At 71.8% G+C, this 23,831-nt stretch carries 13 protein-coding genes; 8 read left to right on the top strand and 5 right to left on the bottom strand.

All coding sequences use genetic code 11. The features are described from left to right. Positions 1 to 34: 34 nt before the first annotated feature. Together PPSIR1_RS24765 and PPSIR1_RS24760 are read right to left on the bottom strand one after the other, a co-directional pair. Entirely contained in the window at positions 35 to 730 is a 696-nt protein-coding gene (locus tag PPSIR1_RS24765; protein ID WP_006973916.1) for a hypothetical protein, read from the bottom strand. A 56-nt stretch (positions 731 to 786) separates the two neighbouring features. Then, positions 787 to 1,164: a hypothetical protein gene (locus PPSIR1_RS24760; protein WP_006973915.1), complete on the bottom strand. Its 378-nt coding sequence runs from the start codon at positions 1,162 to 1,164 to the stop codon at positions 787 to 789. 319 nt (positions 1,165 to 1,483) lie between these two features. Between PPSIR1_RS24760 and PPSIR1_RS24755 the strand changes: the two genes are divergently transcribed. After that, positions 1,484 to 2,368 (top strand): sensor histidine kinase, encoded by an 885-nt coding sequence (locus tag PPSIR1_RS24755; protein ID WP_157595946.1) that lies wholly within the window; start codon positions 1,484 to 1,486, stop codon positions 2,366 to 2,368. A 128-nt stretch (positions 2,369 to 2,496) separates the two neighbouring features. Beyond that, the gene (locus PPSIR1_RS48250; protein WP_157595945.1) at positions 2,497 to 6,993 is read left to right on the top strand and encodes an AAA family ATPase; all 4,497 of its coding nucleotides are present in this window, start codon (positions 2,497 to 2,499) and stop codon (positions 6,991 to 6,993) included. 31 nt (positions 6,994 to 7,024) lie between these two features. On the opposite strand, the gene PPSIR1_RS43725 is transcribed toward PPSIR1_RS48250, so the two are convergent. Together PPSIR1_RS43725 and PPSIR1_RS24740 are read right to left on the bottom strand one after the other, a co-directional pair. After that, positions 7,025 to 7,726, bottom strand: coding sequence for a response regulator transcription factor (locus tag PPSIR1_RS43725; RefSeq protein ID WP_086001681.1), 702 nt, complete (start codon positions 7,724 to 7,726; stop codon positions 7,025 to 7,027). A gap of 8 nt (positions 7,727 to 7,734) precedes the next feature. Then, positions 7,735 to 9,348: a phytoene desaturase family protein gene (locus PPSIR1_RS24740; protein WP_006973911.1), complete on the bottom strand. Its 1,614-nt coding sequence runs from the start codon at positions 9,346 to 9,348 to the stop codon at positions 7,735 to 7,737. 328 nt (positions 9,349 to 9,676) lie between these two features. On the opposite strand from PPSIR1_RS24740, the gene PPSIR1_RS43720 reads away from it, so the two are divergent. Continuing rightward, on the top strand, positions 9,677 to 10,831 hold the full coding sequence (locus tag PPSIR1_RS43720; RefSeq protein ID WP_006973910.1) for a sigma-70 family RNA polymerase sigma factor: 1,155 nt from the start codon (positions 9,677 to 9,679) through the stop codon (positions 10,829 to 10,831). Positions 10,832 to 10,952: 121 nt separating this feature from the next. Here PPSIR1_RS43720 and PPSIR1_RS24730 read toward each other — a convergent pair whose 3' ends face one another. After that, positions 10,953 to 13,490, bottom strand: a complete 2,538-nt coding sequence (locus PPSIR1_RS24730; RefSeq protein ID WP_006973909.1) for an ATP-dependent helicase — start codon at positions 13,488 to 13,490, stop codon at positions 10,953 to 10,955. 43 nt (positions 13,491 to 13,533) lie between these two features. Between PPSIR1_RS24730 and PPSIR1_RS50825 the strand changes: the two genes are divergently transcribed. The 5 genes from PPSIR1_RS50825 to PPSIR1_RS24705 all read left to right on the top strand — a co-directional run bounded on the left by PPSIR1_RS50825 (position 13,534) and on the right by PPSIR1_RS24705 (position 22,797). Next, the gene (locus PPSIR1_RS50825; protein ID WP_006973908.1) at positions 13,534 to 16,293 is read left to right on the top strand and encodes a hypothetical protein; all 2,760 of its coding nucleotides are present in this window, start codon (positions 13,534 to 13,536) and stop codon (positions 16,291 to 16,293) included. Further along, entirely contained in the window at positions 16,286 to 16,990 is a 705-nt protein-coding gene (locus tag PPSIR1_RS24720; RefSeq protein ID WP_157595943.1) for a LolA-like protein, read from the top strand. Before PPSIR1_RS50825 ends, PPSIR1_RS24720 begins: the two co-directional genes overlap by 8 nt. 605 nt (positions 16,991 to 17,595) lie before the next feature. After that, positions 17,596 to 19,224 (top strand): RCC1 domain-containing protein, encoded by a 1,629-nt coding sequence (locus PPSIR1_RS24715; RefSeq protein ID WP_006973906.1) that lies wholly within the window; start codon positions 17,596 to 17,598, stop codon positions 19,222 to 19,224. Positions 19,225 to 19,507: 283 nt separating this feature from the next. Continuing rightward, complete coding sequence (locus PPSIR1_RS24710; protein ID WP_006973905.1) at positions 19,508 to 21,157, top strand: RCC1 domain-containing protein; 1,650 nt, start codon at positions 19,508 to 19,510, stop codon at positions 21,155 to 21,157. 50 nt (positions 21,158 to 21,207) lie between these two features. Beyond that, positions 21,208 to 22,797, top strand: coding sequence for a hypothetical protein (locus tag PPSIR1_RS24705; protein WP_198154605.1), 1,590 nt, complete (start codon positions 21,208 to 21,210; stop codon positions 22,795 to 22,797). The last annotated feature ends 1,034 nt before the right edge of the window (positions 22,798 to 23,831 follow it).

The following is a 23,831-nucleotide window of genomic DNA, read 5'->3' as shown; positions in this document are numbered from 1 at the left end:
CGGGGCGAGCTGCGATTCAGCTCAAATCGGTGAGTCAGTTGAGCATGTCGTCCGGCGTACGGACGATCCGCAGGTGCGTGGCCCCGCGCTGCTTGCTGGGCTCGACTTTGCCCGAACTCGGTCGTGTACGCCAGGGCTGGACGAAGAGCACCGCGACGATCATGCCAAACACCGAGGGCAGCAATTGGGGCCAGACCTGGGCCGGGGCCGTCCCCCCAGCCAGGGAGGTCACGAGGGGGAAAGCGAGCACGAACACGCCCCCGACGGCGGCGACGACCTTGGGCGAGAGCTCCCGCGATCCCACGCGCATGCGTTGGTCCGCAAACACCACGGCGAAAGCCAGCACCGCGGCCGCGTCCATGGGCGTGGGCCCGGAGTAGATCGATTCGCGGATCGCCGGCACGAATACGCCCAGACCGATCACCGATGCGTAGCCGACCAGACCCGCGACGAGCACCATGACGAGGTAGCGGGTCGTGCCCCAAAAGCCCTCCAGGCGCGAACCCAGCACCCACTGCACCCCCAGGGTCACGAACAGGCCGAGCAGCCCGACGCCCTCGGGGTAGCGGAGCGAGGCCGTGACCACGGTCCACAGCTGCTTGCCCTCCATGACCAGCGTCGGCTGGAGGCTCGAGGCGGAGGCGAAGCCCTCCCGATCGCCGAGCAGCATGGTGACCAGGAAGGCCAGGGCGAACACGCCGAAGGCCCCACGGCGAAATCGCGGCAGCACGACGTCAATATAGCAGTTGGCGGCCTTGGGGCTGCCCGGCGCTCATGCAGCGCGGCTCACAGCGCGGGCAGGCAGCCGTCGAGCCCGACGCGCGGCGGCTCGTGCTCTTCCAGATCGACGCTCGCGCGGGCGATACTCCCGGCCCGCGCCTGGCTGACGTAGGCGTAGACCTCGTCGCGCTCGGGCCGACCCACGGACACCACCGGCGAGGTCAACACGTCCGTCGCCGAGCCCCAAAAGTGGATCCGTCGACCCACCCAGCTGGCGCTGTCGAGCACCGCTGGGAGCTGCAGGGCGTGCAGGCGCAGCGCCGCGTGATCGGCCAACCATTCCCCCGTGCTCCGCTCCCGGACCCCCACGCACTCGTCCCCCCGGAGGTGGTACTCGGTGTGGCGCGTGAAGAAGACCCGATGGCGACGACGGTTGGCGGCCATGGCAGCAACCTGCCCAAGGTCCGCGCCGCGGCCAAAAAATCTACCAATCTGGGCTCGATGTGCGTGGGTGTCAGACTCGCCTGGGGTCCCCCACCGTGGCACGGGGAGATCTCTCTTGCGTGTTTTCGCGCGTCCTCACCCCTGATCCCGTCGCAGTTTCGTGACGCATCGGCGAATCCCGCAGACCAGGAGCGGCTCCAACGACATGCGGTGTCTGCACACTTGGTGCGGCTCCGTTGGCGCCGCCGAGGCCGATCGCACGCGCGGAGCCCGTGTCTCTCTTTCACCACCCTCGGAGATTCTCTAAACTGTGAAAGACGTGGGAAAGCTCAAGGCCAGGCAGCCGCGACCGCGCGTCCGGGATGAGCTCGCGCGCGTGCTCGAAGAGTCCGGAAGCGTGGACGCGTTCGCCCACGGGCTCATGGGCTTCCTGGTCGAGCTGGCCGAGGCCCATCCGGCCCACCCGCTCGTCCTGGCACTTGGTGAACAGCTTTCACAGGCCGCCAGCATCCCCTTCACCGCCTCGGCGATGCACGACATGCGCTCGCTGCTCAGCGGCGTCAGCATGAGCCTCGAGTTCGCCCCCGTGCTGCTCGAGCGCAGCGGCGTGCTGGACGACTCCCGACCCACCGATCCCCACCGCGTCGCCCTGTTGATGGAGGCCCTCGAGGACGCCCGCGTCGGCACCCGCACGGCCGGCGATCTGGCCCGGGAGGCCTTCGAGCTGCACCGCAGCGCCGTCAAGTCGACCACGATCCGGACCACCGTGCTCAACGGGCTGGTCGAGACCGCCGTCCGCCTCGCCCAGTCCCGCGTCCCCGTCGACCTGCTGCTCGAGACCGAGGCCGTCTGTGAGGTCCTCGCCCGGCGCAACGACCTGCTCCGGGTCCTCGTCAACCTGCTCGGAAACGCGGCCCACGCCATCGAGGAGCTCGACGACCCCGAGGACGCGCGCATCCGCGTGTCGACCTGGGCGACCCCGGAGTACGCCTTCGTCCAGATCGCGGACGACGGGCCCGGCATCCCCGCAGCGACCCTCGCCGAGATCTTCGAGCTGTTCTTCACCACCCACGGTGAAGGCACCGGCATCGGCCTCCACGTGTGCAAGACTCTCGTCGAGGGCTGGGGCGGGCTGATCCACGTCGACTCCGCCGACGGCGAAGGCGCGAGCTTCACCTTCAGCATTCCCCTGCACCGGCCCTGAGGACACCGCCGAGCTCCAAGGGCCCGCTGCGCCCGACGCAAGGGGCGCGGAGCCTCCCACCGCCTCGGTGAGGTCCAGGCCGGGGAGGCTCGGGCAGGGTCGAACTGGTAGAATGGTTCTTCGCAAGGGTGGCAGAGCGATCCAGAGAGCCGGCCGACCTCGGCCGCTTGACCAGCGTCGATCCCCTGGAGCTCGAGCCCGGGATGATCGTCTGGGAACGCTTTTGCGTGGTCGGGACGGTGCGCCACTCGAGCCCCTCGTGGAGCGTGGCGGTCACCGACCTGGCGCGGGAGTACGGCCGGCCGCCCCACCACCGCGTCGAGCTCCAGGTCCTGCCCATGTCGGAGTCGGCGCGCGAAGGCGTGCACCGGGCCATCACCGCCGACGAGCAGATCCAGCCCCGGGTCCGCGCGACCATCGACCTGCCCAAGGCCGTCGCGCTCATCCACGAGCCCGTCCAGGGTGAGCGCCTCGGCGCCGAGGTCCCCGCCCGCGTCGCCCGCAAGCTCGCGCTCATGCTCTCGGGCCTGCTCGTGCGTCTGCACGAAGCCAAGGTCCGAGGCGTCGACATTCGGCTGAGCCACCTGCGCCAGAGCGAGGGACAGTTCCGGCTGGTCGGTTTTGGCCACCTCGCCGGCCGGGGCAGCCGCGAGCGCGACCTCGACAACCTCCTGACCCTGCTCGAGCGAGTCGCCCGCAGCCACCTCGGCGAGCTCCTCGAGCCGCGCCCGCGCAGCGCGACCGAGCTGTGGGGCCGCGCCCGCGCCCTCAACCCGGCCGCCTCTGACGACCCGGCCGCCACGCCCCTGAGCCAGCACCCGCCCTTCGTCGGTCGCGAGGGCGCCCGCGCCAGCCTCGAGAAGTCCTACCAGGCCGCGAAGATCGCCCGCTCGTCCGTGACCTTGGTGTGCGGCGTGCAGGGCGTGGGCAAGACCCGGCTGCTCGACGAGTTCGCCAGCTCGCTGCGCAGCGGGGGCCAGGCGATCGTGCTGCGCGGCGAGTACCTGCGCGGCTGCGGCGAGAGCCGGGGCGGGCTGATGGGCGCGCTCAACCACCTGCCCGAGGCCCTGGCGACCTGCGAGGCCGACGAGACCGCCGCGCTGCGCGAGCGCCTGACCCGGCGCACCGGCGCCCTCGCGGCCATCCTCGCCAGCTACGCCCCGGGCCTGGCCGACCTCCTCGACACCGAGCAGCCCATGCTCGCCAGCGCCGACGAGTCGCCCGAGTTCGAGGACGGCTTCGTGCGCCACGCCGTCGCCATCGCCGACGGCATCCGCAGCATCGGCTCCCAGGGTCGGCCGCTGGTCATCCTGCTCGACAACTTGCAGCTCGCCGACGAGGGCTCCGTCGCCGTGCTCCGCCGCCTGCTCATCGAGGACCGCAGCCACCACACGATGATCGTCGCGGGCCTGTGCGGTCCGGCCCCGGAGGGCCTCGCGGGCACGGGCGAAGGCTCGGGCCAGGCCCCCGCCGAGACCGGCAAGGGCTGGTCGGCGACCCGCGACCCCCAGCTGCTGATGCGCCGGCTGATCCTCGAGCCGCTGACCATGGAGGAGCTCGAGCGCCTGCTCGTCGCCGGCCTGCCCGGGCCCATCGACTCGACCCCCGCCGTCGCCGACAAGCTGTTCGAGAGCAGCCGCGGCAACCCCCTGGTCGCCTGGGCCACGCTGCAGTCGTGGATCGATCGCGGCGCGCTGGTCCGCAACAACGGCTCGCCGTGGGCCCTGCGCAAGCGCAAGATCGAGGGCACCAGCCCCGAGCGGGTGTTCGGCGAGCGCGTCGACCAGCTGACCCTCGACGAGCGCTGGCTGGCCTTGCTCGCCGCGGTCGCGGGCGGGCACGTCGACGAGGCCTGGTTCCAGCGCGTCTCGGGCTGGTCGCCCACGCGGGTCGAGGCCGCCGTCGCCGGGCTCGAGCGCCGCGGGCTCATGGACCAGGTCGGCGAGGCCAGCCTCCGCTTCCCCCACGAGCTGGTCCGCGAGCTCGTCGTCAGCCGCACCCCCGTGGGCGAGGTTCGCCGGGCGCACAAGGAGATCGCCAGCTGGCTGGCGACCCTGGGCCCGCGGGTCAGCCCGGCGCGGCTGGCCTTCCACACCGACCGCGCCCTCGGCCAGAGCTCCCGCAACGACCCCGACCTGGCCGCCATGCACCTCGCCGCCGGCCGCGAGATGCTCGGCGTCTACGACCTCGAGCGCTCGGGCTGGCACTTCACCCGCGCCCTCGTCGAGCGCGGCACGGGGGACGCCCGGCTCGCGGCCATCGAGGGCTCCGCCGACGTCGCCCTGCTCGGGGGCAAGTACGAAGAGGCCGCGCAGCTCTACGCCGAGGCCGTGGTCGAGGCCGAGGACCCCCTCGTCGCCAGCCGCATCGCCGCCAAGGCGGTGCACAGCTTGTTCCGCAAGTCCGCCGCCAGCGAGGCCGCGACCATCGGGCGCCTCGCCGTCGCCCGGGCCCACGCGTCCTTGCCCGAGGGCGACATCGGCCGGTGGTTTGGCCTGCTGCGCGCCCGCATCGAGCTCGCCCTGGGCCGCAGCACCGTGCCCAACGAGCCCCTCGTCGAGCAGCTGTGCTGGCTCTACGCCCGACTGTGCGTGGTCCTGGCCCTGCCCGAGCCCGGGCTCTCGATGCTGTGCCTGCTGCGCGCCGTCAACATCGCCCGCCAGCACGAGTGCCCGGCGGCCGCGACGATCCAGGCCCTGCACGGCGTGGTCCTGATCGCCCGCGGCAAGCAGCAGGCCGGGACCGCGGCCATCGAAGCCGCGGCCGCGAGCGCGGCCAAGCTCGAGAGCGACTGGGCCCGGGGCATCGTCGCCCACATCCGCGGCCACCTCGTCGAGCTCCCCGCCGGCGAGTACCCCCTCGGCCTCGCCTCCCTCGACGAGGCCGTCGGCCACTTCCGGCGCACCGGCGACCTGTCCATCGCCGTGTCGAGCCTGTTCTTCAAGGCCGTCTACGGCCGGGACCGCGAGCCCATCTCCGTGCTCTACGGCTGGCTCGACGAGGCCGCCGCGCTGACCGAGGCGCAGGGCGACGCGATCGTCGACCTGGGCATCGAGGCCCTGCGCCTGTACCTGCGCGCGCGCACGGGCTCGCGCGGGGTGGTCGAGGCCGCGGCCAATCTCTCGGCCCGGGCCTGCGCCCGCAAGATGGTCACCTTCGAGGGCTACCTCGCCCACAGCTACCTCGCCCTCGCGCTGCTCGAGGTCGGCGAGCCCGCCCGCGCCCGGGAGCAGATCGACATCGCCTTCGCGCGCATGCTCGAGCGCCGGCGCATGCCCGAGTACGCCTTCGACCTGTGGGCGGCCATCGCCCTGGTGCTCGTGCGCACCGGCAACTCCTCCCGCGACCGCCGGCGCATCGACCAGGCCCTGCGCCACCTCAACGCCGCCGGCCGGCGCTACCCCAGGCTGCGCGCCCTCGCCGGGCTGATCCAGATGCGCCGGGCCCAGGCCACGGGGCGCCGCGATCGCGCGCGCCAGCAGGCCGCGACCTTGCTGTCCGAGCTCGGCACCCACGGCCAGGTCTACATCGCCCTCGAGGCCCACCACACCCTCGCCGAGCTGCTCCGCGGCACCGACGTGCTCGCGGCTCGGGAGCACGTCGCCCTCGCCCAGGAGATCGCCGAGGAGCTCGGCCTGGCCAAGAGCCCGGAGCAGGCGGCCGAGCGCGAGATCTCGAGCTCGACCAGCGACAGCCTCGAGGACCACGCCGACGCGCCCCAGCCCCGCGTACGCGATCGCACCAGCCGGGTGCACAGCACGGCCTACCTGCGCACGGTGTCCCGCAACTCCCTCGTCGGCGTCGCCGAGGTCCTCGAGGGCTCGCGCCCCGTGCTGCTCGAGACCGTCGGCAACGTGCCCTGGATCTACCTGCGCGCCCAGCCGGAGCTGCGCGTCTACGGCGAGCTCGTCGAGCTCCAGTCGCTGCTCGTGCACCTGGCCCTGTGCGCCCGCGACAGCATCCGCGAGCCCGAGCAGCTGCGCGCCGTGGGCACCCTCGAGACCCTCGACGACCAGCGCGCCTCCGAGATCCCCGGGGCCAGCCCCGGCACCTGGGGGCGCATCGCGGTGTCCGTCGAGGGCGATACGGAGAGCCACGGCGGCGTGACCGGGGGCGTGAGCGCGTGCCGTCAGGTCGCCACGCGCCTCGGCGGCTTCCTCGAGGTCAAGCACGAAGAGCGCGGCCTGTCGCTGTCGGTCTACCTGCCCCCCGAGCCGAGCAGCGCGGCGATCAGCGCATCGGGCTCGCGGGACGACGACGCCGCCAACTCGGGCGTCGTCGCCCTGCGCCCGGCCCCCGCCGCCCCGCCGCCTTCCCTCGTGTTCGTCATCCACCCCGACCCGCGCATCCGCGACACCCTCGCGGGCTCCATCGGGCGCCTGGGCTACGAGGTCGAGCACGCCCACGGCGACGAGATCGACTTCCGCACCCTGACCCACGTCGCCGTGCTGTTCGCCGACGGCGAGAGCCTGACCGAGGGCGAGGCGACCATGCCGGACATCCCCTCGATCGTGGAGATCCTCAGCCGCGGCTATCGCCCGACGGGTCAACACACGACCCTGCGCGTCCCCTTTGCCCTCGGCGAGCTGCGCAAGCAGCTCGAGAGCGTGCCCAAGAAACCCTGACTCGCCGCTCGTCCGGCGCGCTCGACCTGCGCTACTGCCCGTCCGGGGTGCCGCTGCGCTCCCACAAGAAGCGGATGAAGTCGTTGCGCGACTTGAGCCCGAGCTTCGAGAAGGCCGCGGCGAGCAGCTGCCGGGTGCGGCTGTAGGAGACCTTCATGGCCGCGGCGATGTCGGCGTCGGACAGGCCCTCGGCGACGCCGGCCACGGCCTGGGCCTGCCGGGCGCTCAGGCCAAACTCCGAGGCCAGCAAGGCCAGGCGCTGGCTCGAGTCCGAGGCTCGGGTCGGCGCCTTGTCCTTGGCCTTGGCCAGGCGCTCGCCGACGGAGTTGGTGATCTCGCTCTGGACCACGTCGCCCTTGTGCTCGGCGAGGATGCGACGCAGCAGCTCGCCGCGGTCGCGGGCCCGGGACACGGCCGCCTCGAGGCGGTCGAGCTCGATGGGCTTGTCGAGGAACTCCGTGACCCCGAGCCCCGCCGCGATCCGGGCGACCGCCGACTCTGGGGAGCCAGTCATCACGACCACCGCGCAGGGGACATCCCGGGTGCGCAGCTCGACGACCAGGTCGAGACCGTTCCCGTCGGGGAGGTGTACGTCGAGCAGCGCGATCTCGGGATTGTGCCGCTCCGCCAAAGCCCGCGCCTGATCGATGCGCGTCGCCCACAAAATCTTGGCGCCCCGCTCTTCGAGCGCCATCCGTGCCCACTTCGCCGCTCTCGGATCGTCCTCGACCATCAAGATGGTCACGCCTGCGAGATCGTGCGGCCCCTGAGCCTGCCCACTGTCGCGTTCCACTCCACGAGTGTATCCCATGCCCTGGTTTTGGCTGGCGCGAGTCCAAGGCTCGAGCTCAGCTCCGCGCTGACGCGCAGGCTCGAAAGAGTCACCGCGAGGGTCGACTGGCCGGGGAACACGGAGTCCCCGACCATCCACAGACCGCCCCCGAGATCGGCGCGGAATGGCCCTCGGAGCTGGGTTTGCGGCAGACCGCCGACCCAGCCCTGGGCGCGGCCCGTGTAGTGAGCGTAAGTGACCGGGGTGCCGGCAAAGACCTCACCCACGCGCCGGCGAAAGCCCGGCAGCGCAACCTCGGCGGCCGCCAACAGGCGATCTTGATAGCTCGCCTTGTGGACGGCGTACTCCTGCTCGTTCTCCTTTAGCAGGCGCCACCACGGGCGCAGGCGCGTGTGCGTGGAGATGGTGACCGCCCGCATCCCCGGCGGGGCGCGGCCCTCGTCCCAACCCGGCGAGACCGAGATGAAGGCCGTGTTGCCCTCGCCCATGGGGCCGCCGAGGTGGACCTGATGATGAAGCGGCCCGGCGTCCGGAACTGCGGCCTCGTCCACGCTGCAGTGCAGGACGAAAGCGCCCCATCCACCTTGATCGAGGTCCGCGTCCGGTGAGCGCAGCGTGGCCAGGCTCGGCGGCAAGGGGCCCTGGTCGGGGTCGAGGAAGGCGCGGAGATTCCACGGGGTCGTGTTGAGCACGACCGCGTCGCCGTGGAAGCGCTCGCCGGTGTTGCAGACCACCGCGCGCACCCGCCCGGCCTCGCGCTCGACCGAGACCACGCGCCGACGGGTGAGCACCCGGCCGCCATGCTTGCGGATCCCTTCAACCAAGGCGTCGGCGATGCCCCCCATGCCCCCGCGAACATGGGCAACCCCGCGCCAGGGAAAGTCGAGGGCCCCCGCGCCGTAGAGCGCCAGCGCCCGATCGCTCCGGACCTGGGCCGAGATGAGCAGCAGCCCGTCGATGAAGCGGTGGAGATCGCGGAGCGAAGGATCGTCCCCGGCCGCGGGCAAGCGATGCTGGAGCGGCCGGATCGCGTCGAGCAAGAGGCCCATGTGCACCTGGCCGAGCTCCGAGCCGAGGGTCCGCACGCCCGCGCCCGCGCACCGACCCCACTCGCCAAGCCGACGGGCCGGCCAAGGCGGGAGGCGCAGGGCGAGATCCCAGACAAGGCTCGCCGTGCGATCTTGCCAGCGCCAAAAAGCTCGGGACTCGGGCCCAAAGATCGCCTCGCGCTCCGACTCCCAGCGCGCGCGATCCGTGGGCAGGACGATCGGCGAGCGCCCCGGGAGGTGCACGGCCATGCTCGACTCGGCCAGCTCCGCCTCGACCTCGACATCGAGCCAGTCGAACAAGGTCTCCATGACCCCGCCCGTCCCAAAGCCGGCCGCCACCGTCGCGCCGGCGTCGTAGCGGTAGCCCCGGCGATAGAAGGTCCCGGCGCAGCCGCCAAAGTAGGTCTGCGCCTCGAGCAGCAGCACGCCGATGCCAGAGCGCGCCAAGGCCGCCGCTGCGACGAGGCCACCGATGCCGCCGCCCACCACGACAACGCGGGGGGCGCTGTTCAAGGTTGCTGGGATTGTGTCATCAGGCATCGGGTTTCGAGCTCTAACCTTATACAGGTCCTGCGTAAGGTTGTTCAGGGTTGACTGGATTGGTCCAAAAGACCGGTCGTGAGACGCTTCTCGAAAAAAAGTGACCTCGACGGCCAACAATTACTTACCAAACCTTGAACAAGCATGCTACAAGTGTCGTGCAATCTTCAGGAGAACGGCCATGGACACCCATAATCGCACAGACTTTGTTGAGAGTACCCCTCGAACCAAGAAGTCGCGGAGTGCGCGTCACCGCATCGACGAAGGACGCGACAACGCGCTTCGCAGCTACCTCCAATCCATGGGCGCCTGTGAGACCTACTCCTCGGACGAAGAACAGAGCGCTGCCGTCCGCCTGCGCAAGGCTCGGTCTGAGCGCTGGGCCGCGCTGGTCTCCTACCCGCCGCTGTACCCGGGTGTCCGCAAGCTCATCGACGAGCGCCTCGAGGTCGACGCCGCGCTCTCGGATCTCCTCGATCGCGTCGGCGTCGCGGCCGAGGCCTACCGCAAGCGTCGCACCCTCGCGAACGAGGCGGCCTTCGCCGAGCTGTGCGTGGCAGCGGGTGAAGCCCTGCCCGAGGTCGACGTCGACAGCGAGCTCGCCGAGCGGCTGATCGCCGACGTCGATCGCATCGCCAACAACGAGCGCGACGGCCTGCTCCTCGACGTCCCGCGCATGCCCGGCGACTCCCGCCCCTTCCGCATCTTCCACGAGCGCTGCCGCCGGACCGCCGGGCGCGTGCGCAAGTACACCAACGACTTCGCCAAGGCCAACCTGCGCCTGGTCGTGAGCCTCGCGCGGCGCCTATCCAACGGTCGCCTCCCGCTCCAGGACCTGATCCAGGAGGGCAACATCGGCCTGCTCAAGGCCATCGAGCGCTTCGATCACCGCAAGGGCTTTCGGTTCTCGACCTACGCCAGCTGGTGGATCCGGCACTCGATCAGCCGGGCCATCTACAACAAGGGCCGGCAGGTTCGCCTCCCCGTCCACGTCTACGACGTGCACCAGAAGATCACCCGCGTGCGTCGGCGCTACGAGGCTCAGATCGGCCGCGAGCCCACCCACGAGGAGATCGCCAACGAGATCGGCGTGCCCCTGGCCAAGGTCGAGAAGATCGCCGCCATCGAGCTCGGCCCCATCGTCAGCCTGGACGCGCCCCTGTCCCGCAACGACGATCGCTCCGGCGTCGACCTGCTCGAGGACCAGGTCTCCCCGGGTCCCGGCTTCGAGCTCGAGCTCGGCGAGCTCGAGGAAGGCCTCGAGGACGCGCTCTCGGCTCTGCGGCCCATGGAGGCGGACATTCTCCGTCGGCGCTACGGCCTCGACGGGGTCGAGAAGGAGACCCTGCGCGAGATCGGCGAGCGCTACGCCCTGTCGCGCGAGCGGATCCGCCAGCTCCAAGAGCGCGCCGTGTCGCGCATGCGTGAAGAGTTCGCTCGCCGTTCGTTGATGTAGACGGACTTGGGCCAGGGAGGCCTGTCGACGGCGGGGATGCGGACCAAAAACGGGTCTTCATCCCCGCCGAAGCAATTCGCAACGCGCGGTTGAACAACCCCGCACGCAGCAGCCACCGCCCCTAAACCGGCGTCACGAAGCGCGCAACGATCGTCCGCCGCGTCCCGCCGAAGCCGATCGTCAACTTCGCCGTCGGCCCCGAGCCCGTCCACCCGATCACGATCCCCACGCCATACTTTTTGTGACGCACGCGCATGCCCTGGAAGATCTCCGCGTCGGCGTGCGCCTCGTACTCGACCGTCGTCTCCGGCTCCGCGGGCTCGTAGGGCCCCGTCTCCGGCTCGGCGAAGCTCAGGCTCGAGCCCCCCCAGGACAGCACGGTCTGCCCGCCCTCGGTCTGCACGCCCTCGGTCCGCTTGCTGCGGGCGCTGCGGGTGCTGCGGGTGCGCACCCGCCCGATCGAGCCGTCGTCGCGGTACTCGGGGTCGAGCTCGATGTCGTCGTCCCAGCTGGGCTCGCGGCGCCGGGGCGCGAGGGCCCTCGCGCGCTGCTTGTTCTGCTTCAGCGCCAGCCCCTTGCGCACGATGCCCTCCTCGGGAAGAGCACGCAGGAAGCGCGAGGGCTCGTTGAGCTGGGTGCTGCCCCACAAAAAGCGCCGCTCGACGAAGCTGAGGCTGAGCCACCGACGGGCCCGGCTGATCGCCACGTAGGCCAGGCGCCGCTCCTCCTCGAGGGCCTCGCGGCCCTTGGGGTTCTCGGGGTCGAGGGAGCGCACGTGGGGGAAGACCCGCTCCTCCATGCCGGTGAGCATGACGCGATCGAACTCGAGGCCCTTGGCCGAGTGGATCGTCATGAGGGTGATCGCGGCGTCGACGGTGGCCTCGTCGCCGCCGGCGGCGAGCGAGATCTGCTCGAGGTACTCGGCCAGGCTGACGTCGGGCTGCTCCTCGCCGAACTCCTCGAGCGCGCCCCTGAACTCGTAGAGGTTCTCGGTCCGGGTCTCGGCGTCCTGCTCGGCGGCGAAGCTCTCGAGGTAGTTGGTCCGCCCGAGCACCAAGGACGCGGTCTCGTGGTGGCTGAGCTCCTCGCTGTCGTCGCGCAGGCCCTCGACGAGCTCCCAAAAGCCCTTGACCGCCTTGACCGCCGCGCGCCCGAGGCCGGCCTCCTCGCCGTGCTTCGAGGCCGGGCCGCAGGCGTCGTAGAGCGAGCTCTCCTTGCTGATGGCCCAGGCCGAGAGGCGCTCGATGGTCCGCGCGCCGATGCGCCGGGCGGGGACGTTGATGACGCGCAGGCAGTCGAGGTCCGAGCCGGGGTTGGTCAGCAGGCGCAGGTAGGCGATGAGGTCCTTGATCTCGCGGCGATCGAAAAAACGGATCCCGCCGAGCATGCGGTAGCGGACGCCGGCCAGGCGCATGGCCTCTTCGAGGGGCCGGGACTGGGCGTGGGTCCGGTAAAAGACCGCGATCTCGCCGGGCGACTCGCCCTCGTCGATGGCACGGCGCACGCGCCGGGCGACGTATTGCGCCTCGTCGCGCTCGTCGGCGAAGCCGTGCAGCTCGGCCCGCTCGCCGGGGCCCAGGTCGCTCCACAGTCGCTTGGAGTGACGCCGCGCCCCGCCGCGGATGACCGCGTTGGCGCAGTCGAGGATGTGGGTGGTGCTGCGGTAGTTCTGCTCGAGGCGGATGACCTCGCAGCCGGGGTGGCGGTCGGGGAAGTTGAGGATCTGTTTGACGTCCGCCCCGCGCCAGCCGTAGATGGCCTGGTCGTCGTCCCCGACCACGCACAGCTGCGCCGAGGGTCCGCACAGCAGCTCGACGAGCTCGGCCTGCACGGGGTTGGTGTCCTGGAACTCGTCGACGACGACGTGGAAGAAGCGGCGGCGCAGGCCGAGGACGGGGTTGACCGCGCCCCCGCTGGCCGTGGGCGCGCCGCTGCCCGGGCCCCGGGTGGTCCGCAGCGCCATGCGCCGGGCGCCCGAGCCAGAACCCGAGCCAGAACCCGAGCCAAAAGAGCGAGCGCCCGGCTGAGGCTGAGCGGGCTTGGCCTTGCGCAGCAGCTCGACCGCCAGCGCCAGCAGGTCGTTGAAGTCGACGGCGTCCGCGGCCCGCAGCCGGCCCTCGTAGAGGGTCCACGCCTTGCGCGTCCAGCTGGCGACGGGCTCGGAGTAGTTCATGGCGTCGAGCTGATGGCGCGCGTAGCCGAGGTTCTTGGCCGCGTCGATCTTGCCCAGGGCCGCGCTGGCCGAGAAGGCCTTGGGGTCGATGTCGAGGTCCTTGAGGACCCTGCGCATCAGCGTCTTTTGGTCGTCGGCGTCGTAGATCGAGAAGTTGCGGGTCAGCCCCACGCCCTGGCCGTGGCGCCGCAGGATTCGCGCGCAGATCGAGTGGAAGGTGCCGATCCACGGCCCGTCCCGGCGCAGCTCGTCGAGCTCCATCTCGAGCAGGCCGGCGATCCGCTCGCGCATCTCGCCCGCGGCCTTGTTGGTGAAGGTCACCGCGAGGATCCGCCACGCCGGCACGCCCTCGTCGATGAGCGCCGCGACCCGCTGGGTGATGACCCGGGTCTTCCCCGTCCCGGCGCCCGCGAGCAGCAGCAGGGGCCCGCCGCGGTATTCGACGCCTGCGCGCTGAGCGGGGTTGAGGGGGATGCTCGGAGCCATCGGGAGTCGGCTGTGTACCACGACAGTGCTAAGGTGCGCGGGCGTGAGCGCCGACGAGGGCCGCAGCGAAGACGAGGGGTCGCCCCCCGCGAGCGAGGACGAGGCGCGCGCCGCCTCGTCGCGGTCCGCCGCTGCCTCGTCGCGGGGCGAGACCAGGCGCGCCGCCTCGTCCCCGAAGACCCTCGGCCTCGTGGCCGTCGGGCTGTGGCTCGTGCTGACCCTGCTCGCCGGCCTCGCGCGCCTCGGCGGCAACGTCGGCGGCATCGGCGAGGCCCTCGGTGAGGACGCGCTCTTGCCCGCCGAGCACCGGCTCAGCGACGAGCGCCCCCTGGCCCTGCTGCGCGTCGACGCCGAGGCCCTCGAGGGCGCCAACTCGAAGGACACCCCGGGCGATCGAGGCGGGCCTGGCAAGGCCGTGGCCCCCGACGCCGGCGCGGCCCTGGCCGAGGCCGGCTTTGCGATCGAGGAGGCCCTCGGCGAGGAGCGCGTGCCCTACGGGCCGCCGAAGACCGAGATCACCCGCTGGCTCGACGCCCACGCCCTCTACCTGCTGCCCGTCGACACCCACGCGGCCCTGCGCGAGCGCCTCAGCGACGAGCGCATGCTCGCCCAGGTCCAGGGCCTCGAGGCGCGCATGAGCAGCCCGCTGTTCTCCGTGTCCGGCGAGCAGCCGCGCCGCGACCCCCTCGGCCTGTCCGTGCTGACCCAGCGCGAGGCCGGACGCCTCGGCCACGTCGGCGCCCAGCCGGGGAGCGCGGGGCCGCAGATCGGCCCGGGCGGCGACCTGGTCAACGCCCGCGGCGACCGGGCCCTCGTCCAGCTCGACTCGACCCGGGACCCCGAGGTGCTCGAGGCCGAGCTGCGCGCGGCCGTGGACGCCCTCGAGCTGCCCGTGGAGGTCGAGGTCCTCGACCCCCGGCGCCGGGCGGCCCGGGGCGGAGAGCTCCTGGCCCGCGACGGCCGAGCGGCGCTGACGGCCTGCTTCGCCGCCCTGGTCGTGCTGCTGAGCCTGAGCCTGCGCCGGGTGATCCCCGTGCTCGCCCTCGCGGCCTGCCTGGGCAGCGCGTGGCTGCTCGCGGCCGCGCTCCTCGACCGCCTCGGCCTGCCCCTCGACCTCGTCGGCGGCGCCCTGCTCATCGCGGTCATGGGCTTCGCCTGCGACGCGGCCCTGCGCCACGGCGGCGCCCGAGCCCGGCGCGCAGGCAACGACGGCGAGCCCCCCCTGCGCGCCCTCGCCGACGAGCTGAGCCGCGACCTGTGGCGGGGCTGGCTGGCCGTGCTGATCGCCGCCACGGCCCTGACCCCCCTGCTGCTGACCCCCTACCCCGCGTGGCGGCGCTGGGCCCTGGGCTGGGCCTGCGCCTGCGTGTGCGCGGCCCTGATCATGCGCGTGGTCCTGCCGGCCCTGCTCGGCCTGGTCGGCGACGACATGGACTGGCGCCGACCGGGCCGCCGCCTCGTCGCCCTGCCCGTGCCCGCGCTGCTCCTGGTCGTCGCCGCCATCGCGGCCGGCGTGTGGGGCTGGCAGGGGCTCCGCTACCGCCCGGCCGTCGCCCTGCCCGTCCCCGACGCGGTGGTCGGAGCCGAGGCCGAGCTCGCCGAGCACTTCTACGACCCCGCGATGATGGTCGAGGTCCGCAGCCAGGCCCACGCCGACGCGGCCGCCGATCCGAACGCCCCCGAGGCCTTCCGGACCGAGGCCGCCGCGGCCCTCGACGCCGCCTCCCTCGACGCGGCCGCCCTCGCCAGCTTGGTCCCCAACGAGGCCCGGCGCATCGACTCCCCCGCCAGCTTCGTGCTCCCCCAGGGCGAGCTCGAGGCGCGCCGCCAGGCCCTCTCGACCCTCGCCCTCCAAGAGCGCATGGCCGCCCTCGAGGTCTTGCTCGAAGACCAGGGCCTGCGCGTCGAGGCCTTCGCCGAGTTCGTGCGCGGGGCCGCGGACATCGAGGAGCTGCCCAGCGCCCAGGCGGCCCTCGACGGCCCCCTCGGGCCGTGGATCGGCGGCTACCTCATCGGCGCTCGCCTCGACACGCCGCCCGAGGCCATCGAAGGACCGGTCGAGCTGCGCACGCGCGTCGAGCTGCGGGGCGAGGACGGCCTGCCCGCGGTGCCCATCGCCGACGCGCGCCTGGCCGAGCTCCCGCCCCTGCGCGGCCCGGCGATCGCCGCGATGATCGACCAGCGCAGCTTCGAGGACCGCCTGGCGATCGTGCTCCTGGCCAGCGCCTGGCTCCTCGCCTTCCTGGCCTGGGTCGGCTCGCGCAGCTTCCCCGTGGCCATGGCCGTGGCCCTCGTCGCCGCGGCCAGCCAAGGCGGCGTGTTCCTGGCCCTGCGCCTGCTCGGTCTGCCCATCGGCCCCCACCTGCTGCCCGTGCTCGCCCTCGTCGGCGCGGCCGCGGCCATGGCCAGCGCGCGCACGGCCACGGCGACCTTGCGCGACGAGCCCCTCGTCGCCTGGGGCCTGCTGCTCAGCGGCGGCTGCCAGGCCCTCGCGGGCGTCGCCCTGCTGACCTCGGCCCAGCCGCTGTGGCGCGAGCTCGGCCTGGCCCTCGCGATCGGCTGCGCCCTCGCCAGCGGCCTCGCCGTGTTCGCGGCGCCCGGCCTGGCCGCGCTGCTCGCCAAGCTGCGGCGCGGCGCGCCCAAAGCTCCGCCCAAGTCTCCCGGCAAGTCCAAGCCCAAGTCGGCCAAGCGTCCGGCGACCAAGCGCGCGCGTGGGGAGGTCGACCCACCCGCAGGTCGGGACGCCCGAGACGATCCCGCCCCCGCCGACGACGCCCAAGCCGAGGAGCCCAGGGATGACTGACTCGGATCCTCGGACCAGCCGCCGCCAGCTCCTGAGTCTGGGCGTGGGTCTGGGCGCCGCCGGCTTGTTCGGCGCGCTCGCGTGGGCGGCCCCGCCGGTCGACGCGCGAACGAGCGAGCAGCGTCGCCTCGACAACCGCCTGGAGCTGTGGGGGACCTTCGCGCGCAAGACCCGGACCAACCTGATCGCCCGCTACTCGTCCGTGCGCACCTCCTCGCTGCTGCGCGAGGACCTCGTCGGCGGCGGGACGCTGGCCTTCGTCAACCCCGCGACCCTCGTGCTCCGCGACGACAGCGCGACGGGCTCGACGACGCGGATCGAGCGACAGGGGATCCGCATCGCGACCAACGACCCATCCCTCCCCGAGCGCAGCCTACCCCCCCGCGCCGAGGCCCCAGCCATGCGCTGGCTCGCCGATCACCTCGTCGCCTGCTTCGCCCCAGGAGACGGCCAGGCGCTGCTCGCCGACGCCCGGGCCGAGGTGCCGCGAGGTCGAGCGCCGCGCCTGAGCCTGATGCCGCCGCGCGAATCCCCCGCGCGGGCGATCATCCGCAGCTTGACCCTGACCTTCGACCCCGTCGGCGGGGCGGTGGTCGAGATCGAGATCGCCGAGTCCGACGGCGGGACCTTCACCCTCGCGCTCTCGGATCACCGTCAAAACGAAGCCCCCGAGGCCCTCGCCCGCGTGCTCGACTGAGCTCTACTTTGCCCCCACGGGCGTCTGAGGACCGGGGGCGCTTCGTCGCTGTCCGCTCCTCCGCTTTGGCTTGGTGGGCAATGGAGTTCGTGCCTTTGAGAGGGCATGTGGTCGCCCCCGCGAGCGGGGGCGTGGATTCGTTGACAGTCTCTGAGTCGTGGACGTGGGGCAGGGAGGGCGTGGCGTCGTCCACGACGGCTAAAGTAGACAGAGGGTTGGCCAAACTCGTTTTGGCCGACTCTCTGAGTCGTGGACGTGGGGCAGGGAGGGCGTGGCGTCGTCCACGACGGCTAAAGTAGACAGAGGCTGTGGATTCATTCACAGCCCTGAGTCGTGGACGTGGGGCAGGGAGGGCGTGGCGTCGTCCACGACGGCTCGTCTGGATGAAAATTTTTTTGAGGGCGTGGGCGCCTCCCTCGACCGGACGCCGGGGCGACGAACACCCCGTAGCGGCCCGCGAAAATCACCGCCGCGCAGCCGCTCGCGCTCGCCTCGCGCGACCGCAACACTGCGTGCCTCGTGTACAATCGCGCATGCGGGAGGCCCCCCGAGCGCCCCCACGATCTAGCTACACACAGACTTTCGAGAGACTGAGAGAACTTTCCATGGACGACCTTCGCCTCCCCTCGGCCTCCCCGCGCCTGCCCCTGACCCTGTCCCTGCTCCTCGGCCTGAGCCTGTCCACCGCCTGCTTCGACCCCGAGGGCGAAGGCGAGGGCGCCGACGACATCGGCGACACCGAGACCGACACCGCCGCCACCGAGGAGTCCACCGACGAGTCCACCGACGAGTCCACCGACGAGTCCACCGACGAGTCCACCGACGAGTCCACCGACGAGACCACCGACGAGGGGCCCTGCGTGGGCGAGGGCTGCCCCTGCGCGGCCCAGGAGGACTGCGACGAGGGGCTCTACTGCGTCGACGACGTGTGCGTCGCGGGGGAGTGCGGCGACGGCGAGGCCAGCGGGCCCGAGCAGTGCGACGACGGCAACGACGTCGACGGCGACGGCTGCGACTCCGACTGCACCTTCACCGAGGTGCTCTACGTCGACGCCTCCTACCAGAACACCTGCGCGCTCATCGAGGGCGGCCGGGTGCGCTGCTGGGGCCGCAACTCCGCGGGCCAGCTCGGCTACGGCCACACCGACGACGTCGGCGACGACGAGACCCCCGCGGACGTCGGCGACGTGATGCTGCCCGAGCCCGGCGTCGAGCTGACCATGGGCGACTCGCACTCGTGCATCCTCATGGCCGACGCCGCCGTGCGCTGCTGGGGCACCGGCGGCAGCGGTCGCCTCGGCTACGGCAACACCGAGAACATCGGCGACGACGAGTTCCCCCTGTCGATCACCGACGTGCCGATCGGCGGCGACGCCCTCGAGGTCGACGCGGGCGGCAGCCACACCTGCGCGCGCCTCGACGACGGCAAGCTGCGCTGCTGGGGCTCCGGCGGCAACGGCCAGCTCGGCTACGGCAACACCACCACCATCGGCGACGACGAGGCCCCCGCGAGCGCTGGCGACGTGCCCGTGGGCGGTGCGGTCATCGCCCAGGCCACGGGCATCGGCCACACCTGCGCGATCATTGCGAACGGCGCGATCCGTTGCTGGGGCTCGGGCAGCTCGGGCCGCCTGGGCTACGGCAACACGGAGGCCATCGGGAACGACGAGACCCCGGCGAGCGCCGGGAACGTCCCGGCCGTGCCCATGGGCATGCCGCCCACGACCAAGGCCACCGCGCTCGCCCTCGGCCTGAACATGAGCTGCGCGCTCTACGAGACCGGCGACGTGCTGTGCTGGGGCAGCAACTCCTCCGGTCAGCTCGGCCAGGGCAACACCGAAGCCCTCGGGGACGATGAGTTCCCGGCGACCGCACCAGCCATCGAGCTCCCCGCCCCCGCCGTGGCGATCTCGACGGGAGACACCCACGTCTGCGCGCTCCTCGAGACCGACGAAGCCATCTGCTGGGGCAGCAACTTCAACGGCCAGCTCGGCTACGGCGACACCGAGATCGTCGGTGACGACGAAACCCCCGCGAGCGTCGGCGTCCTCGAGCTCGGCGGGCCGGTCAAGCAAATCGACGCTGGCGGCAACCACACCTGCGCGATCATGGCCGAGACCAACGAGGTGCTGTGCTGGGGCTACAACGGCGACGGCCAGCTCGGCTACGGCAACGTCGACCCCATCGGCGACGATGAGCTGCCCACGGACGCCGGACCCATCTCGCTATTCTGAGCAGCTTTGGGAGGAACGCCAGGAGCCCGCGGTGAATCCACCGCGGGCTTCTTGCCAAACCGCAGGGCACGCCGCGCGGCTGGCTGGCCGAGTCACCTTCCGCAGCGCGGCTTGCGTGTGTTCAAAAGGCGGCGCATTGCCGTGGCCTCGACTTCGCGAGCTCGCGACGCTGTTCGGATAATCACGCCTGTACCCCTGCCAGGCGTCGATCGCCGTGCGAGCGCCGGGTACACTGACGCTCTCCGTCGAGTGGGCGCTCCGCGCCTCCAGACGCGCTTTTTCCATGGCCTCCAAGACTTTCGACATCCACGCCGTCCTCCCCCCGACCCGGGGCCCCTGGGGCTCCGCCATGCTCGCGACCGTCTTGGTGGGCGCGTTCGCGTGCGCCTCGGGTGAAACCATCGACGGCGACGAGGCCAACGCCGACGACACCGTCGGCGACACCGTCGGCGACACCGAAGCTGGAACCGAGTCCACCGAGGACGGCACCGCCGACACGGAGACCACCGCGGGCGACGAGGCCACGACCAGCACCGAAGACAGCGGCACCACCGACGAGGGCGAGTGCACCTCCCTGGGCTGCGCCTGCGACGGGAGCGAGGAGAGTTGCGACGAGGGCCTGACCTGCATCGACGGGACCTGTCAGACCCAGGGCTGCAACAACAACGGCGTGGTCGAGGACGGCGAGCAGTGCGACGACGGCAACGACTTCGAGGGTGACGGCTGCAACAACGACTGCACCTGGACCCAGGTCCTCGACGTCGCGGCCGGCCGCTCGCACACCTGCGCGCTCATCGAGGGCGGCCGCGTGCGCTGCTGGGGCCTCAACAACAACGGCCAGCTCGGCTACAAGAACACCGAGAACTTCGGCGACAACGAGCCGCCCTCGGACCCCGCCGACGTGCCCCTGGGAGAAGACGCCGTGGCGATCAGCGTGGGTGGCTCGCACGCCTGCGCGACCCTCGACAACGGCACGGTCCGCTGCTGGGGTCAGGGCGACTCGGGCCAGCTCGGCCTGGGCAACACCAACAACGTCGGCGACGACGAGTTCCCCTTCGACGTCATCACCGTCAACAACCTCGACGACGGCGTGCTCGGCATGGCCGCGGGCGGCAGCCACTCCTGCGCCCTGGTCGGCGCCGGGGCGGTGCGCTGCTGGGGCCTCAACGCCTCCGGCCAGCTCGGCTACGGCAACACCACCAACCTGACCGTGGTGCTCAACGTCGACCTCACCCTCGGCGCCCTCGCGACCTTGCTGGTCGCCGGCGAGGACCACAACTGCGCCCTGCTCGACGACGGCAAGGTCCGCTGCTGGGGCCGCAACAACCGCGGCCAGCTCGGCTACGGCAACACCGACAACATCGGCGACGACGAGTCCCCGGGCAGCGTCGTGCCCGTGCCGATCACCCCCCAGGGCATCCCCGACGGCACCGCGATCACCGACATCGCCCTGGGCCACAGCCACAGCTGCGTGCTCTACGAGACCGGCGACCTGCTGTGCTGGGGCGACAACTTCTACGGCCAGCTCGGCCAGGGCGACACCGAGACCATCGGCGACACCGAGACCCTCGCCACCTTGTTCCCCGTCGACGTCGGCGACGACGTCGACGACATCGCCCTGGGCAAGCAGCACACCTGCGCGATGATGAGCGGCGAGATCAAGTGCTGGGGCCGCAACCTCTACGGCCAGCTCGGCCGCGGCAACATCCAGCACGTCGGCGACGACGAGGTGCCCGCGGACATCTCGCCCATCGTCCTCGGCGGCACCGCCACGGCCCTGACCGCCGGCGACTACCACTCCTGCGCCATCGTCGATGGCCACGAGGTGGTGTGCTGGGGCTTCAACGACTACGGCCAGCTCGGCTACGGCGACACGGAGCTGCGCGGCGACGACGAGCTGCCCGCGGAGTCCGGCGGCATCCCCCTGCTCTGAGCCCGACGCCTGCCCCCCGACCTTTCCCTTCGATCTGAATGAGCTTTGCCATGACCACCCGAGCGCCCTCCCTCTTCTCGCGCGCGACTGGACCCTTGCTGTGCGCCGCGAGCCTGGCCCTGCTGACTGCCTGCCCCGACGGCGAAGGCAACGGCGAGAGCTTCGGCACCGAGACCGCCGGCACCGAGACCGACACCACCGTCGGCGACGAGGCCACGACCACCAGCGAGGACACGACCGACGACGAGACCACGACCACGACCACGAGCGCCGACGACGGGCCCTGCACCTCCGTCGGTTGCGAGTGCGAGGGCGAGGGCAGCTGCGACCCCGGCTTGGTCTGCTTCGAGGGCGTGTGCACCGACGCCCTGTGCGGCGACGGCGAGGTCCAGCCCGGCGAGGACTGCGAGGACGGCAACGACGTCGACGGCGACGGCTGCGACAACGACTGCACCTTCACCCAGGTCAACACCGTCGCCGCCGGGGCCAACCACACCTGCGTGATCATCGACGGCGGCACCGTGCGCTGCTGGGGCCGCGGCGACAGCGGTCAGCTCGGCTACGGCAACATCAACCAGGTCGGCGACGACGAGTTCCCCAGCGACGTCGGCGACGTCGTGCTGCCCGGCCCCGTGCTCCGGCTGAGCCTCGGCGGCAACCACAGCTGCGGCATCTTCCAAGACGGCGGCCTGCGCTGCTGGGGTCAAAACGACCGCGGCCAGCTCGGCTACGGCAACACCAACAACCTCGGCGACGACGAGAACCTCGCGGGCCTGCCCGCCGTCGGCGTGCCCCCGACCATCGCCGTGCAGCTGGGCGCCAAGCACACCTGCGCTCGAGTCGGCAACGGCGAGGCGCGCTGCTGGGGCTTCAACGAGCAGGGCCAGCTCGGGGCGGCCAGCATCGCCCTCCAGGAGCTCCTGCCCGGCGCGTCCATCGACGTCGGCGCCCCGACCTCGGGCCTGGGCGTGGGCGGCGGCCACTCCTGCGTTCGCTTCGTCGACGGCGGCCTGCGCTGCTGGGGCCTCAACGACAGCGGCCAGCTCGGCTACGGCAACCTCAACAACATCGGCGACGACGAGGTCCCCTCCGCCGCCGGCCTGGTCAGCGTCGTCCCGCCCAACCTCCCCGCCAACACCGAGATCGTCGACGTCGCCCTGGGCGGCAACCACAGCTGCGCCCTGCTCGGCAGCGGCGACGCCGTGTGCTGGGGCCTGAACACCTCCGGCCAGCTCGGCACCGGCAACCTCAACAACATCGGCGACGACGAGGTCCCCAGCACCCAGCTCGCCGTCGACCTCCCCGGCCCCGTCGCCCAGCTCGCCCTCGGCGCCAACCACAGCTGCGCCATGCTCGTCGGCGGCGAGGTCTACTGCTGGGGCGACAGCCAGGTCGGCCAGCTCGGCTACGGCAACCTCAACAACATCGGCGACGACGAGTCCCCCAGCGCCGGCGGGGCCGTGAACCTCGGCGCGGCCGCGCTGCAGATCGCCGCCGGCAACAACCACACCTGCGCCCTGCTCGAGGACTTCGAGGTCCTGTGCTGGGGTCAGAACACCCACAGCCAGCTCGGGCTGGGGACGATCACCGTGGGGGACAACGAGACGCCGGCGGACACCGAGCCAGTCTCGGTGCTCTGACCATGCCCCCGCAGGCGGCTGGGACCGGGGGCGCTTCGTCGCTCCCGCTCCTCCGCTTTGGCTGTAAGGCAATGGGGTTCGTGCCTGCTAGACCGCACTGGGTCACCCCCCAAGGGGGGTGTTGTCGGGGTTCGGTGAACCCGTGCTGCATGCGGCGGGGTTCGATGTACCCGTGCTGCGTGTGGCGGGGTCGCTGAACCCGTGCTGCGTGCGGTGGGGGGTCGCTGTACCCGTGCTCCATGCGGTGGGGGTCGCTGAACCCGTGCTGCGTGCGGCGGGGGTCGCTGTACCCGTGCTGCGTGCGGCGGGGTTCGCCGACCACTGCTGCATGCTTCCCGGGTTGGAGAGCAGGCTGGTTTTCCCCATGAGGTGCTATCGAGAGGCCCTCGACAGCGTCCGCCCCGACGATGAATCGTGCTCGCTTCGCTGCGCGCGATTCATCCACCTCACGCTCGCTTCGCTCGCTGCGGCTCCGGTCATGGGGCGGCGAGTCGAAATGTTTTGGCGGGGGTGAAGCGCGCTGGTGGTGGCTCGACCCCTGCTGCATGTGTCTCGGGTTCAGACGCAACTCGTTCGAGATCCCGGCATTCGTTTTGCGTACCCCGAGCAGGCCGCTCGGTGGGAGGGGTCCCTGCGACGAGCATCGAGCCGGCTACATTCTTGGAAGAGCAGTTGAGCGTGGCTCGGATCGAGCGCAGGAGTGGGGAGGGCGCCCGCCGAATAGGCCGCGGTGCACCGTCGGAGCCCCCACGCGTGCAGACCAGCACCTCGAGCCCTCGCTGAGCCGAGCCATGGGTTGGTTGAGACCGTGCTGCTCGCGGCGGGGTTCTCCAACCACTGCTGCGTGCGGCGGAGTGGGCTGGACCCGTGCTGCTCGCGGCGGGGTTCTCCGACCACTGCTGCATGCAGCCCGGGTTGGAGAGCAGGCTGGTTTTCCCCATGAGGTGCTATCGAGAGGCCCTCGACAGCGTCCGCCCCGACGATGAATCGTGCTCGCTTCGCTGCGCGCGATTCATCCACCTCACGCTCGCTTC

The sequence above is a fragment of the Plesiocystis pacifica SIR-1 genome, from assembly GCF_000170895.1.
GTDB classification, from domain to species: Bacteria; Myxococcota_A; Polyangia; order Nannocystales; family Nannocystaceae; genus Plesiocystis; species Plesiocystis pacifica.
Note: the sequence above shows the minus strand (reverse complement) of the source record. Positions and strands in the feature narration are given on the sequence as shown.